Raw genomic sequence first — 15,046 nt, 5'->3', positions numbered from 1 at the left:
TCTTCGTTCGCCTACCGCATAGCCGACACACCTGAACGTACTGTTCCTCTGAATGCATTGATACGTATCAAAAAAATGGATATGCAGTCCTTTCCATGAGGGCCATTGGCCTCATCGGCATATCCGCTTCGGCATTCGAGCCATTTTTGTCTGACAGTTTTGATCGCATCCTTGCACCCAAGGACGATGAGGGTAGGGATACCTTTCAATCTATAAAAACAATGCAAAGCAGGGCGAATTATGATTTCCACTCTGGTTAACTCTTTCCGCCGCATTCCCGTGGCTCCTCAGAAACTCCTGACCGCCGGGGCGTTGATCCTGCTTGCCGGCTGTTCCGCCAACCCGATCTACACCACCACCGGTGTGGTGCTCTCGAACTATTCCGAGGGCGAAGCCACCCCTTATGTGCTGCAGATGTCCGATCCCAGGATGGCTTGTGCATTGGGTGAAGGCATTGATCCGCTGCTCTATTCCTTCTCGCGAGTGACCGATGCACCGGACAGCACCGGTTCTTTGCTGATGCTGCTGGCGGGTAACTGTGCCGAGTACAAGGCCTGGGAGGCGGAGCTGGCCTACCTGCGGGCGGACTACCAGGGCAATGTTGAAGCTGCCAAGGACGCCAGGGAGGAAGCAAAACGCCTGAACGCTCTGACCGCCAAGCGCCGCTATGCCTCCTTCCAGCGGGCGATGGCCGCCTATGAATTCGATCCTTCGGCCGAGCCGGTGGAATGCCCGTTCCTGTTCAGCGAGCAGGACGAGCTCACCTTCCTGCTGGGGCTGCTGACCGGCATGCAGGCCATCGTGAACGATGCCAACTCCGGTGCCATGGCGGGCGTGCCCAAAAACATTGCGCCCCAGGCCGAGCGCGCCGCCACCTGCCTGGATAATGAAAAGTGGGGCGGCATGCCCAACGCGATCCGTGCCCTGGTCTGGCTGCTGCTGCCTGACACCCGGCCAGCGCTGTCTCCGGATCCCTGGCAGGTGCTTGAGCACAGCACGGAGCTTGGCGTCGAAAAAGGCATGCGGGTTCCCCACGCCCTGCAGGCCGTGGCCGCCGAAACCTTCGGCCGGCCGGACAAGCTCGAGGAAGCCATCGCCTCCTTCGTCGAAGCCAACGCAACTATTGATGTCTGGGACGAGTACCGTCTGGTGGATGAAGTGGCCGCGGGCGTAATCCGCTTCTCCTCGGACAAGCACTGGTCCGCCAACTACGGCTACCGGACCCCGCAGACCTACTTCGGAAAGATGAGCCCGGAGCGGGAAACCGAGAACGTTGAAACCATGAGTCTGGACGGCCTGCTGTAAGGCGGGCTGTCATTACCCTCTGAACAATTGATAAACACAAGAATGACCCGGAGGTCGTTATGATCCGCAAATCCCTAACCGCCATGGCCCTTGTCGCAGCATCTCCCTTTGCGTCGGCACAGAGCGTTTCGATGTGTGTGTTTGATGTCATCGGTGCCAACGGTGACTTCTACAACTTCGTCAAGGATTACGCCCTGGAGATGAAGAGCCACGGGGTGGATTTCCAGCTGAAACCCTATACCGACGAGGGTGTTGCGATTGGTGACTTCAACGCCGGCCAGTGTGACGCGGTGGCGGCAACCGATATCCGGATCCGGCCGTTCAACAAGTTCACCGGCAGCATCAGTGCCGTGGGTGCCATTCCCACCTACGACAACCTGAAAACCCTGCTGGCGACCCTGGCTCAGCCCAAGGCAGCCCCGTTGATGAAGGATAACGGCTATGAGGTTCTGGGCATTGTGCCGGTGGGCGCGGGCTATCTCTTCGTGAACGATCGGAGCATCGACACCGCCGGTGAGCTGGCGGGCAAGCGAATGGCCACACTGGATTACCAGAAAGATGCCATCCACATGGTGAACTACGTGAAAGCGACGGTAGTTCCGTCCGATATCACCAACTTTGCCGGCAAGTTCAACAATGGCTCAGTCGACACTGCCTACGCGCCGGCTTTTGCCTATGAAGCCCTCGAACTTTACAAGGGCATCGGCGACCAGGGTGGCGTTGTGGACTACCCGCTGGCACAGCTGACCCTCCAGATGGTCGCCCGGGATGAGGTCCTGGATGACGAAACCGCTCAAAAAGCCCGTGAAGTTGCCTGGGGCATGTTCCCGCAGGCCATGAACCTGATCGAGAAGCAGGAAGCTGCGATTCCGGACGAAAAATGGGTCCGTATCCCCGAGAAAGACATTCGTGGCTACCAGGAGATGTTCCGGGAGAACCGCATCGAAATGCGGGATGGCGTGAACGGCGCCCCGGACGTATACCACCCGAAGATGATGGGCCTGCTTAGCAAGATCCGCTGTGCCAGCAATCCTTCGGCTGCCGAATGTACCGCGGCCAACCGCGAATAAAAGGGCGGAACGAGCATGAACTGGCGAGCACTGACCGCTCCGGCCGCTAAGACCCTCTACCCCGTGCATCGCATGCACGGGGCAGTCCTCCTGCTCCTGCTGCTGTTTACCCTGCTGCTGGGCATGGGGAACTCCCTGCATTCCCGGCTGTTGTGGGTCGGTGAGCAGACGTGGCCGAACTACTACCTCCTGAACCCGGATGCCACGGAACCCTCGTGCCAGCTGGAAATGGACATCGATGCGGAAGTGGCCAAACGGGTAGCCGCCTATAAGCCGGACCCCGATGACCTGTTCAGCTCACCGCCTGATCCGGACGCGATCCGCAAGTCGCTGGAGAGCAACCTGGAACTGTGCGAGCAGAGGTACGCGGTATACGAGCAGAACCTGAAACACGCCACCCCGGCGCTGGGCGTGTTCAAAACGGTGGAGCAGGGGCTGGCCGAGTACCTGCTCGACAACATTGAACTGACCAAGTACCTGTTCATTGCCATGTTCGCCATGGCGGCAGCGATTGCCGCACTGGACACCGACCACATTGCGCTGCGCCTGCCCCGGAACCGGGCCGAATGGCGTTTGAGCCAGGGTGTGCAGTTTGTGGTCAACGGCCTGATGGTCCTGTCCCTGAATGCCTATCTCGGCAAGCTCGCCACCTCGCCAGGCTCCGAGGACACCATGAGTCTGCAGTATGCCTGGGCCGGGGTGTTTGGACTGTTCATGGTGATCAATGCGATCCGGTTCCTGAACGTTCCGGACCGGATCCGTGCCGGCAAGCTCAGGGCATCCTCGGGGCTTGTGATACCGCTGTATTGCGGTATGGGCCTGATCGCCATGAGCTATTTCTTCCTGGTGGACGGTTACGCCTCGGGCCTGGCCATCTACTTCGGGATGATGTCCAACCTCTCATCGATGTTCATCAACATCGGCCTGTACGTGCTGGTGGGCATGATGCTCAAGCAGACCCGGATCCCGGAACTCCTGCTGAACGTCATCAAGCCCTTCAACCTGCCGGCGCCACTGCTGGCGTCAGTGATCATCTTTGCCACCGCCTTCCCGACGGCCTTTACCGGTGCATCGGGCATCTTCATCCTGGCGGTCGGTGGTGTGGTCTACGACGAGCTCCGCCGGGCCGGCGCCGGGCGCCAGCTCTCGCTGGCTACCACCGCCATGTCCGGGAGCCTGGGTGTCGTACTTAATCCCTGCCTGCTGATCGTTGTGGTTGCGGCCCTTAACAAGGAAGTGACCACCACCGAGATGTATGGTTGGGGTTTCTGGGTCTTCATCATGTCCGCGAGCCTGTTTTCGCTGATCGTGTGCAAGACCGAAGGCAACTGGAAACCGCGGCCTGCCCCCGGTGCTTTCCGGGCGGCCATCGGCGAAACCCGGGCGCTGCTGCCCTACGTGATCGCGGGTGCCATCGTCATTCTGGCGATCTGGGTCATCCTGGGGCTGAAGTTCAACGAGTACAGTGCGCCCCTGATTCTGCCCCTAGTGATGTTGGCCCTGGTGCTGCTGGATGCTGGCCGGGACAGCCGGGAAGACGGCGAGACCCGCGCCCAGGCATTCTGGAGCCGAAGCTCTGCGGCCGCCAGCGATTCCGCGGTGCATATTGGCGCGCTGCTGGCCCTGATCGGCTTCTCGATTTGTCTGGGCGGTATCCTGGAGCGTTCGGACATCGTCCATGCGCTGTTCCCGGAAGATCTGACCAGTCCCTGGTTTGCGATGCTGGTGATCGTGGTGATGCTGACCGTTATCGGCATGGTGATGGATCCTTTCGGTGCCGTCATCCTGGTCTCTGCAACCATTGCCCAGCCTGCGATCCAGCTGGGTATCGATCCGCTGCATTTCTGGATCGTGTGTCTCGTTGCCTTCGAGCTGGGGTATCTCAGCCCGCCGGTGGCGTTGAACCACCTGCTGACCCGGCAGGTGGTAGGGGAAACGGAAGTGCTCGCTGCCGAGCGCACCGGTTCCTTCTGGCACCGCTATGAGCGTCTCCTGCTGCCCCTGGCGGTCATGGGGCCGACACTCCTGCTGGTCGCCTTTGTTCCGATGTTGTTCTACGCGCTTTGACTTCACTTCGATAGATTGAAGTAACCGCCACCGGTCCCGCCGCTGGCGGTTTTTTCATCCGTGGGGGGTGAAATCCCGTACTCGCTCAAAGGCGCGGTAATAAAGTCGGGGGATGGTGTATGCTTCAATTGGCAGACGGAAAAGGCAGATTGGAAGAAGGAAAGGGACCCGGGATGTTTCGGAAAAGCTTGGTAGTGGGCCTGGCAGTGGCTTTGGCCGGTTGTGGTGGTGGCTCCGGTGATGGCGAAAGCGCGCCAGTGGACGTGGCACTGTCCGGGGTTATTGATATCGAGGCGGGTACGCGTGTGGATGTCGATACTGCCGATTCACTTTCCCTGAATCCGTCTCCGTCTGACTATGTGCCGACATTGCCAGCGGAATTCATTCTCGCCGGCTATGTGAGTCGCGAGGAAGGAAGCTATCCGACTGTCGGCGGGTTTCCCGGCACCGACTACTTCATTGATGCCCTCGATCGGTTTGCATTGAACCTGGCTCCGGACCAGCGGGTGTCGCTGCAGGCGTTTGCAACCCGGGCCGGCCGCTCCAATGTAACCCTGAGGTTATTGGATCCCGAATCAGGTGAGCTGATCGCCAGCGCCAGTACCAGTGATACCAGCTCCCAAGTGAGCGTCAGCCTTGCTGATGACACCACCCCCTGGCCGGAAGACACCTACCGGATTGAGGTGCTGGCCGACTCCACCCCCATGCTTTATATCCTATCGTCGTCTGCGTCCGGCCTGTCTGCCCAGTCTGTCCATGAATGGCCCAACCATCAGTTTGCCGAGGGCGAGGCCATAGTTGCCCTGGAACAACAGCAAGGTTTTTCCGGGGCAGCGTCTGCGCAGATGTCCGCGCTCGGGATGACCAAGGCCCAGGGGCTTGGCCGGGGCCTCTGGCGAGTACGCATGGCCGAGACTCTGAGTCAGGGCCATGGGAATCGGGCAAGTCAGACTCTGGCGTGGATTGAGAGCTTGCGTAAAGAGGGAGCGGTAAAAAGCGCCGTGCCCAACTACCTGGTCAGATCCCAGGAGACGCCAGTCAGTGAGCCCCTTTATGCGGACCCGGCTTTGGGTCAGCAGTGGCATTATGAGTTGTTGAATGCTCCCATTGCCTGGCAGCTGGCTCCTGGTGGTGGACTTGGTGTGGATGTCGCGGTTCTGGATACTGGCCTCTTTGGCCAGCCCGGTAACTGGCACCTGGACCTGAACGCCAACGTCGGTATTACTGAAGATTTTGTCTCCGGCGAATACGACAACGACGGGGACCCCGAACCCGACGATAATCCGTCCGACCCCGGCAACAGTGTGGGTGGTAGCGTCTACCACGGCACCCATGTGGCGGGCACGGTAGCTGCGGCTGTCAACAATCGAGGCGGGGGCGGTATTGCCTACCAGTCAACGCTGGTGCCTGTCCGGGTGTTGGGCGAGGGTGGTACCGGATCCTCGTTGGATTTGCTCAATGCAATCAACTGGGTGAACGGTGATGGTACCGGTCACCCCATGGCGGATATCGTCAACCTGAGCCTGGGCGGCCTGCCTTTTCTCCGGCACTTGCAGGATGCCATCAACGCGGGCACAGAACGTGGTGTGATCTATGTGGCCGCCGCGGGCAATGCCGCGTCCAGCACGCCGTCCTATCCGGCGGCCTTTGATAATGTGTTTGCTGTCAGCGCGGTGGATGGAGCCGGGGTTTTATCCACCTATTCCAATTTCGGCTCCTGGGTCGATCTGGCGGCGCCGGGCGGTGATGCCAGCCGGGACGGCAATGCCGATGGCCGGGGCGACCTGGTCAGCAGTACCAGTGCCGCCGTGATTGACGGTACCCTCACGGCTACCTATGCCGGCCTTCAGGGCACCTCCATGGCCGCGCCGCACGTTTCCGGTGTGCTGGCGTTGATGAAGAACGAGAACGCTTTGCTTGATTATACGGCGGTCAATGCAATGCTTCAGGCTGGCAAGCTCACGGTTTCCAGTTGTGGGACTGCTTGCCGAAACGACGAGCTTGGCTGGGGGCTGATGGATGCAGCCAAGTCGGTGTTGGCGGCTTCGGAGGCACCGGTGACTGACCTGCTAACGGCGTCTCCCGCCATTGTCACCCTGTCCAACGAAGGTGTGCCTGCCGTCACGGTATCGTTGGAGGTGTATGGTGATTCGCCTACCACGGTCACCATTGATTCTGTTGAACTGGAATCGCCAGCGGCCTGGCTGGAAGTGGGAGCTGTAGAGCCATCTGACTCGGGAATCAGTTTTACGATTGATCTCTCCCTGATACCTGAGGCATTGGAGGAAGGGGTTTCGGAGCGAACAGCACTTCAGATCAATTATACCGGCGATGAATCCCGCACTCTCGAAATCCCGGTCATCGGCCAGCAATTGGCCGACCAGGCGCTCCGCAACGCTGGCCGTCACTTTGTCCTGCTGGTAGACCCGGTCCCGGAAGGCGACATCTTCACCACGGTATCCCAGGCCACGGTAGACGTGGTTGAAGGCCAGTACCAGTTCAGCTTCCGCCCGGACGACGGCATCGAACCCAGATACCTCTCCGAAGTCCCGCCCGGAACCTACTTCCTGGTGGCCGGCTCGGACCTCGATAACGACGGTCTGATCTGTCATGCTGGCGAGGCCTGTGCCGAGTACCCGGTCTCCGGTCTTCGGGAGGAGATCACCATTACCGCAGGCGAAGCCATCCAGGGCATCCGGATGACCACCAGCTACTCGAGGCCGACGATTTCCGCCCAGTCCCCCGACGTGCTCCCGCGCCCGGGATTTGAAGGCTATCGTCTGCTCTCGGCACCGCCGGATAACCAAACTACCAAGAGTATTCGCTGATCATGACGTTGTTGTCCCGTTGTCTTTCTCTCACCCTCGCCGGCGCCAGTTTGTTGGTTGCCGGCTGTGCAACCAGTGAGCCCCAGGTGCAGACCGACGAGGGCGCGCCCCTGGCCAGGCAGATCAGCCAGTCATCCCACTGCGGGCTGACGGCCCCCGGTCATGTACTTCTGAAGAGTGAAACCGATGTCGGCCGTCTGGATGGGTTGCAGGGCCGGACCTTGCCCCTGGCACCACTCCGGGCCGTGGATTTTGACCGGGAGCGGGTGGTGCTTGCAGCCCTGGGCCAGAAACCCACGGGCGGTTATAGCGTCACCCTGGTGTCCTCTGCCATCGAGGATGACACCCTGGAGCTTGTCGTCAGTATCCGCGAACCGCAACCGGGCATGTTGGTCACCCAGGCGCTGACCACTCCCTGCGCCGCCATTGCCGTCACTGCCAGCGGCTGGAGTGACATCCGTATCACGCCTGAGCAAAACAACCGTTGATCTTTGCCGTTGAATCCCTAAGCTATGGCTCAGCTTTTCTGACCAATTGCGGAGTCACTTCCTGACTATGAGCCAGCAACAGTACAACGCCGACGCCATTGAAGTCCTGAGCGGTCTGGATCCGGTGCGCAAGCGCCCGGGTATGTACACGGACACCTCGCGCCCGAACCACCTGGCCCAGGAAGTGATCGATAACAGTGTCGACGAGGCCCTGGCCGGCCACGCCCGACGTATTGATGTGATCCTGCACAGCGACGGCTCCCTCAGTGTCGAGGACGACGGTCGTGGCATGCCGGTGGATATTCACAAGGAAGAGGGGCTCTCGGGTGTCGAGCTGATCCTGACCCGACTGCACGCTGGCGGCAAGTTCTCCCAGGGCAACTACAACTTCTCCGGCGGTCTGCACGGGGTGGGTGTCTCGGTGGTCAATGCCCTCTCTACCGAGCTGGAAGTGACAATAAAGCGCGACGGCCAGCTGCACCGGATGACCTTTGCAAACGGCGACAAGGTCACCGAACTGGAAGTGATCGACACCGTCGGCAAGCGCAATACCGGCACCCGGCTGCGCTTCAAGCCGGATCCGAAGTATTTTGACAGCCCGAATTTCTCCATCAGCCGCCTGCGCCATAACCTCCGGGCCAAGGCGGTCCTGTGCCCGGGTCTGATCGTCACCTTCCTGCAGGAAAAAACCGGCGAGAAGGATGAATGGTTCTATGAGGATGGCCTGCGGGATTACCTGCGCTCCGCGCTGGCGGACATCGAGGCGGTTCCCCTGGAACCGTTCACCGGCAGCTTCTCCGGTAACAAGGAGGCCGTGGACTGGGCCATCCAGTGGTTGCCGGAGGGCGGCGAAGCGGTCATGGAAAGTTATGTGAACCTGATCCCGACTGCCCAGGGCGGTACCCACGTCAACGGGCTTCGGACCGGTCTGCTCGAGGCCATGCGGGAGTTCTGCGAGTTCCGCAACCTGCTGCCGCGGGGCGTGAAGCTGTCGCCGGAAGATATCTGGGAGCGGGTGGCCTACGTGCTGTCGTTCAAGATGCAGGAGCCCCAGTTCTCGGGGCAGACCAAGGAACGCCTGTCTTCCCGGGAGGCTGCCGCCTTTATCTCTGGTGTGGTGAAGGATGCCTTCAGTCTCTGGCTGAACCAGCATACCGATGTCGCCGAAGCGCTGGCTGAGCTGTTCATCAACAATGCCCAGCGCCGCCTGCGGGCGAGCAAGAAGGTGGCCCGCAAGAAAGTGACTTCGGGCCCGGCGCTGCCCGGCAAGCTTGCCGACTGTTCCGGTGGCGATACCGCCCGTTCCGAACTGTTCCTGGTGGAGGGGGACTCCGCCGGTGGTTCCGCCAAACAGGCCCGGGACCGGGAGTTCCAGGCGGTGATGCCCCTGCGGGGCAAGATTCTCAATACCTGGGAAGTGGACTCCGGCGAGATCCTGGCGTCCCAGGAAGTCCATGACATTGCCGTGGCCATCGGTGTGGATCCGGGCTCGGACGACCTCGCCGGCCTGCGCTACAACAAGATCTGCATCCTGGCGGATGCGGACTCCGACGGGCTGCACATCGCCACCCTGCTGTGCGCGCTCTTCGTGAAGCACTTCCGTCCACTGGTGGCTGCCGGCCACGTCTTCGTGGCCATGCCGCCTCTGTACCGTGTCGATCTGGGCAAGGAAACCTTCTATGCTCTGGATGAGCACGAGAAGCAGGGCATCATCGATCGCCTGGCGGCGGAGAAGCGCAAGGGCAAGATCCAGGTCACCCGGTTCAAGGGTCTGGGCGAGATGAACCCGCTGCAACTGCGTGAGACCACCATGGCACCGGACACCCGCCGGCTGGTCATGCTCACGCTGGAGGAGGGTGACCAGACCGATGAACGGATGGATATGCTGCTTGGCAAGAAGCGGGCTTCGGACCGCCGGGCGTGGCTGGAAACCTACGGCAATATGGCCGACGTCGCGGTTTGATATTCTATAAAGTGCTTTAAAAATCGCGCTTTATTCTTTTTAAGTATTCCAAATAGTCGCTATGCTGCCAGTTTTCATAACGGGGAATACCGGATATGGACTGGCAGGGCTGGTTCGCGTTGGGTCTGTCCGGCGCGGCATTACTACTGATGAGTTCAGGACGCTTTGCGCCCCACATGGTCATGATGGGGGTGCTGGTGGTGTTGAGCGTCAGTGGCCTGATTTCCCCGGAACAGGCCCTGGCCGGCTTCAGTAACACCGGCCTGATAACCGTGGTGGCACTGTTCGTGGTCGCCTCGGGCATTCACCATTCCGGCGGCGTTGATCTCCTCGTCCGGCACCTGCTTCGTTCCCCCAAAACCGTCCGCAGTGCCCAGGCCCGCATTGCCCTGCCGGTGTCCCTGCTCAGCGGGTTCCTGAACAACACACCGGTGGTGGCGACCATGATTCCGGCGGTGCATGCCTGGTCCCGAAAGATCGGGATTTCACCGTCCAAGCTGATGATTCCCCTGAGCTATTCCGCCATTCTCGGCGGTACCCTGACGCTGATCGGCACCAGTACCAACCTGGTGGTGAATGGCCAGTACCAGCAGCTGACCGGCGGCGACGGCTTCTCCATATTCTCCATCACCATGGTGGGCCTGCCGGTGGCTGTTATTGGGCTGGCCGTCATGCTGCTGGTGATGCCCCGTGTACTGCCGGACCGGAAAGACCAGCAGAAATTCGGTTCCATGCGGGAATTCACCCTGGAAGTGGCGGTTTCGGTCGGTGGCCCGCTGGTGGGCAAAACCGTGGGCGAGGCGGGGCTGCGAGAGCTCGAGCGCCTGTACCTGGTGGAAATCGAACGGGATGGCAGCGTGGTGACGGCCGTACCTTCGGAAGAGCATTTGCGTGGAGGCGACCGGCTGGTCTTTGCCGGCGATACCCAGGCCATCTCCGATCTGCTGCGGATCAACGGCATCGTGCCCTCCGTGCATGAGGATGAACCTTCCCTGAGCAAGGACCGGACCGAGCGGCGGCTGGTGGAAGCGGTACTGTCGCCCCAGTCTGACGTACTCGGGCTGACCATCCGGGATGCCCGCTTCCGGGACCGCTATGGTGCGGTGGTACTGGCAGTGGCCCGCGGTGGCGAGCGGGTATCCGGCAATCTGGGCAATATCCGTCTGAAGCCGGGGGATGTCCTGTTGCTGGAAGCCCGGCCAGCCTTCGTCAGTCGGCAGCGTTATAACAAGGATTTCCTGCTGATCAACGATCTGGATACCGATACGCCCCGCCATGATCGGGCCTGGCTGTCCTGGACCATTCTGGTGGTGCTGGTGGGCCTGGCGGCCTGCGGGATCATGAGCATGCTCAACGCGGCATTGCTGGCGGCCGCATTGATGATTCTGACCGGATGCTGTTCCGTAGGGCAGGCCCAGAAATCGGTGGATGTGCCGGTGGTTCTCACCATTGCCGCCTCGTTCGCCCTTGGGGCGGCCCTGCAGGAAACTGGAGCCGCCAGTTACCTGGCCGAGGGTATCCTGGGGCTCAGTCATGGCCACATCCTGCTGGCGATCCTGCTGGTCTATTTTGCCGTCTCCACCCTGACCGAGATGGTGACCAACAACGCCGCGGCAGTGCTGGTGATACCCGTGGTGCTGTCCATGACCACGGCCATGGGGGCACCCGCCGAACCTTTCGTGATTGCGGTCATGATGGCCGCATCCGCCAGTTTTGCCACGCCCCTGGGGTATCAGACCAACATGATGGTGTTCGGCCCCGGCGGCTACCGCTTTGCCGATTTCGTGCGGGTCGGGTTGCCCATGAACCTGTTTATCGGCCTGGTGACGGTGGCAGTGATTGCGGTGGTCTACGGGATCAGTCTGTACTGATCCGGGGATCGATCGGGCTGGAGAGGATGTCGCAGCACAGTACCCTGAGTTCTCCGTTCTGGTAGAACCCCAGGGACAGTGTCACGCACATATAGGCGCCGGTGACACACAGGTAAGGTGCGGTCACCTGCAGCGTCTCCGGCTGCGCCAGGGCCTGGCGGAGGTACTGCTGGCGGTACCAGTCGGCGCTGCTGCTGTCTTCCAGCGGCCGGAACCGGGGGTCAAGGTTGCGTGTGCCGGCATTCGATACCAGGGTTGCATCGATCTGAATGCCGTTGGCGTCCACCAGATAGCAGCGGGAAACCGTCGGGTGGTTGAGGAGGTCGGTGCAGGCCTCTGCCATGGTGGCGCCGGACCACATCCGGTCAACGGCTCTCAGGAAGAAGCGTTCGAAGTAATTCACCACCTGCCGGGTCGGATCAAAGCTGATCTGGTTGCGTTGCTTGTACTCGTCCAGTAACTGGCCAAAGTCCGCTGGCGATGTTTCCAGGCCGCTGAGCTCGGTGCTCGGCTTGCGGAAATAGAAACCCTGGACGAAGTCCACGCCGGCATCAATGGCGATCATGGCCTGGCTCCGGGTTTCCACACCCTCCAGTAATACCAGGCACGCCGACTGGTGCAGCAGGGAGACGATGCCGTTGAGAATCTGCCGGGCCTTCGGATCCTCGGTGGCCCGTGTCAGCAGGGTCCGGTCCAGCTTGACGATGTCCGGCGACAGGTTCCAGATCCGTTCGAAATTGGAGTGGCCCGCTCCGAAGTCATCAATAGCTGTCAGGCACCCCAGTTCCCGGTAATAGGCCACGGTCTCCCGCAGTCGCTCGGCGTCATCCGTGGGCTGTTCGACGATTTCCATCACGATCCGGTGCGGTGGCAGCCCGGTTTTCTTCAGCAGCTGGCCAAAGAAGGAATCAGACGGGTTGCCAACCGTGGCCACCTTGGGCGAAACGTTCAGGAACAGCCAGTTCAGTTCATCCTTGATGCTGCCGTAGTTACGGATGTGCAGGTAGCGGCACAGCCGGTCCAGCAGGAGGTTCTCGAAATCCGAGGCTGGCAGCTTGAACAGGTCCACCGGCAGGATCTGGTTTGCTTTGGTATCGAAGGCCCGGATCAGCGCTTCGTAGCCGACGATCCGTTTGTGGGAAATGCTGTAGATGGGCTGCAGCGCGGTTTTCAGTGTCAGACCCTGGAAATCCGCGGTCCAGACATCGCCTTCCTGGTTGAGCATGGGGGAGAGCTGGTCAAGCTCGGGGGAGCTCAACTTGTGAGGCAATGGCTGGGGCATGGTTTCTTCGGGTCGTCGTTACGGCGCGAGACTGCATTCTTTCGCGGAGATTGCCAAAAAAATGCAGCCATTACCACAACTTCCCTGAAGAAACGGGAATCCGTCGGTGTTCTGGAGGGAGACAGCGGGATGAGAGAATGAAAAAAGCGGCCCGAAGACCGCTTTTACTCAGTTGTTGCTGGGAACAACAACGCTTTCGTCGAATTCGAGTTCCATGACGTTTCTCCTGGATTCATCCCGGCTGATTGAAAAGGTATGTGAGAAGTTTATCTTTGTCATGAATTTGAACAATCCGTATAACCCGTATACGACTAAAGGAATAGGTCAGAGCGGATGATCAGAATTTCTGATGTTCGGCAGCAAAACATTTTGATTTTATTCATCATCCGGTCTTTCTAGACTCTTTCCATCAACTCAGCAGACAGGGAGTGGTCTCCAGGCAATGCAGTTTCGAAACAGTATCGACCGTTATGGTGCGATCGCGATTCTTATCCACTGGCTGGTTGCTGTTGCAGTGATCGGGCTGTTCGCCCTCGGTTACTGGATGGTAGACCTGACCTACTATGACGACTGGTACCGTCGTGCCCCCGACATTCACCGGAGTGTCGGCATTCTGTTGCTGGCGGTCATGGTTCTCCGGGTGATCTGGCGTTTCATCAATCCGCCACCAGCGCCCCTGTCGGAGCACACGCGACTGGAAGTGTTGTCTGCCCATGCGGCGCATGCGGTGTTATACCTGCTGCTGTTTGTCGCAATGGTCAGTGGTTACCTGATAACGACGGCCGACGGTTCGTCCATCAGCGTCTTCGGCTGGTTCGATGTGCCTTCGGTTACCGGACAGGTGAAAGGCATGGAGGACATCGCCGGCACCATACATTACTGGTCAACCTGGGCGATTGTGGTGCTCGCCGGGCTGCATGCCCTCGCGGCGCTGAAACACCACGTTGTTGATCGTGACCGGACCCTGCTTCGTATGCTCGGTAAGTGAGTGGCGAGGCAACAAAGAAGTGACGCCCGATGACCGGGCTGGTTTACCAAATAAGGGAGAAACCATTCATGAAGAAAATATTGCTTGCATCCGCGGTATCCATGGCGCTGGTCGGCGGTGCCGCCCAGGCTGATGAGCACGGTGGCACCTACGCCTTCGACAACGAGGGTACACACCAGTTCATCACTTTCAAGATTTCCCATCTGGGTTATAGCTGGCTGTATGGCCGCTTCAACGATTTCGACGGTCAGTTTGTCTATGATGCCGAGAATCCCGAGAACAGCTCGGTCAACGTGACCATCGATACTTCCAGTGTTGATTCCAATCACGCCGAGCGTGACAAGCACCTGCGCAGTGAAGATTTCCTTTACGTGGACGAACACCCGGAAGCGTCTTTCACCAGCAAGCGTGTGGTTGTCGACGAGGATGGCGAAGCGGACATTATCGGTGACCTGACTCTTCGCGGTGTTACGAAAGAAGTTACCCTGGATGCCGAGATGATCGCCCACGGTGAGGACCCCTGGGGTGGCTACCGTATGGGCTTTGAGGCAGAGACCGAACTTCGGTTGAAGGACTTTGGTATTCCAATGGATCTCGGCCCGGCTGCCGAGACTGTTGAAATCATTATCTCTGTCGAGGGGATTCGACAGTAAGCCTGGCTGACCCTGCCAGATCCGGTTCCGGGCTCAGCCCGGAACCTTCCTGCCTTTCAAAGTCTTCCGCCAGAAGACAGGAATATTGCCGTTAATCAGATCGAGCCTGAGGACTCCCGGGAGGACGGGCAGTTCTTGCACAGGTGGCGTTGACGCCAGAACTGACCGGCAAAAATCACCAGCCAGATCAGCAGACCCGCCCACAGATAGGGCTCCGGTACCGCGAAACTCCCACTGATTGCAAACTCCACCAGGAGCATCAGCGCTACTGCCAGTACTGCATTGACCATGGCTGTCACCATGGCTTGCCCGCAGGCCTTGAGGTTGGGTTTCATAGTGTTCCGCTTGTTCGGGAGTGGAAACGGTCTTCTATTAACTGTTGGTGAGAATACGGTGACCCTTACAGTCTCTCCATGCGGGAATTCCGCTATTGGCGTTTGCGTACCCTCACTGGATCAGCACCGGATTGGTGTATCCGCCCCTGCGTCCATATAATGTGCCTTCTTCCTCTGCCCCCGTGTAATTCAGGGG

Annotated in this window: 11 protein-coding genes; 9 read left to right on the top strand and 2 right to left on the bottom strand. The window is 59.8% G+C overall.

Annotation, left to right across the window (positions count from 1 at the left end):
* Positions 1-240 precede the first annotated feature (240 nt).
* From BM254_RS07635 to BM254_RS07605, 7 genes are all read left to right on the top strand, one after another.
* Positions 241-1,305, top strand: a complete 1,065-nt coding sequence (locus BM254_RS07635) for a hypothetical protein (RefSeq protein ID WP_092001186.1) — start codon at positions 241-243, stop codon at positions 1,303-1,305.
* 59 nt (positions 1,306-1,364) lie between these two features.
* On the top strand, positions 1,365-2,375 hold the full coding sequence (locus tag BM254_RS07630) for a putative solute-binding protein (protein WP_092001182.1): 1,011 nt from the start codon (positions 1,365-1,367) through the stop codon (positions 2,373-2,375).
* 15 nt (positions 2,376-2,390) lie between these two features.
* Positions 2,391-4,442: a TRAP transporter large permease subunit gene (locus BM254_RS07625; RefSeq protein WP_092001179.1), complete on the top strand. Its 2,052-nt coding sequence runs from the start codon at positions 2,391-2,393 to the stop codon at positions 4,440-4,442.
* A 173-nt stretch (positions 4,443-4,615) separates the two neighbouring features.
* Positions 4,616-7,270: a S8 family serine peptidase gene (locus BM254_RS07620; protein WP_092001176.1), complete on the top strand. Its 2,655-nt coding sequence runs from the start codon at positions 4,616-4,618 to the stop codon at positions 7,268-7,270.
* 2 nt (positions 7,271-7,272) lie between these two features.
* Positions 7,273-7,758: a protease complex subunit PrcB family protein gene (locus BM254_RS07615; protein ID WP_092001173.1), complete on the top strand. Its 486-nt coding sequence runs from the start codon at positions 7,273-7,275 to the stop codon at positions 7,756-7,758.
* Positions 7,759-7,825: 67 nt separating this feature from the next.
* Positions 7,826-9,721: a DNA topoisomerase IV subunit B gene (gene parE, locus BM254_RS07610; protein ID WP_092001170.1), complete on the top strand. Its 1,896-nt coding sequence runs from the start codon at positions 7,826-7,828 to the stop codon at positions 9,719-9,721.
* Positions 9,722-9,816: 95 nt separating this feature from the next.
* Positions 9,817-11,592 (top strand): SLC13 family permease, encoded by a 1,776-nt coding sequence (locus tag BM254_RS07605; RefSeq protein ID WP_092001167.1) that lies wholly within the window; start codon positions 9,817-9,819, stop codon positions 11,590-11,592.
* On the opposite strand, the gene BM254_RS07600 is transcribed toward BM254_RS07605, so the two are convergent.
* Positions 11,579-12,874, bottom strand: a complete 1,296-nt coding sequence (locus tag BM254_RS07600) for an EAL domain-containing protein (RefSeq protein WP_245777395.1) — start codon at positions 12,872-12,874, stop codon at positions 11,579-11,581. The two genes, BM254_RS07605 and BM254_RS07600, sit on opposite strands and share 14 nt — an antisense overlap.
* 442 nt (positions 12,875-13,316) lie before the next feature.
* Between BM254_RS07600 and BM254_RS07595 the strand changes: the two genes are divergently transcribed.
* Entirely contained in the window at positions 13,317-13,862 is a 546-nt protein-coding gene (locus tag BM254_RS07595; protein WP_092001164.1) for a cytochrome b, read from the top strand.
* 68 nt (positions 13,863-13,930) lie between these two features.
* Positions 13,931-14,515, top strand: coding sequence for a YceI family protein (locus tag BM254_RS07590; RefSeq protein ID WP_092001161.1), 585 nt, complete (start codon positions 13,931-13,933; stop codon positions 14,513-14,515).
* A gap of 95 nt (positions 14,516-14,610) precedes the next feature.
* On the opposite strand, the gene BM254_RS07585 is transcribed toward BM254_RS07590, so the two are convergent.
* A complete protein-coding gene (locus BM254_RS07585) occupies positions 14,611-14,850 on the bottom strand; it encodes a hypothetical protein (protein ID WP_092001157.1) in 240 nt (79 codons plus the stop codon).
* Positions 14,851-15,046 lie beyond the last annotated feature (196 nt).

This window comes from Marinobacter pelagius, from assembly GCF_900114925.1.
Taxonomy (GTDB): Bacteria; Pseudomonadota; Gammaproteobacteria; order Pseudomonadales; family Oleiphilaceae; genus Marinobacter; species Marinobacter pelagius.
The sequence above is the reverse complement of the archived record's forward strand: the minus strand, read 5'-3'. Positions and strand labels throughout refer to the sequence as shown.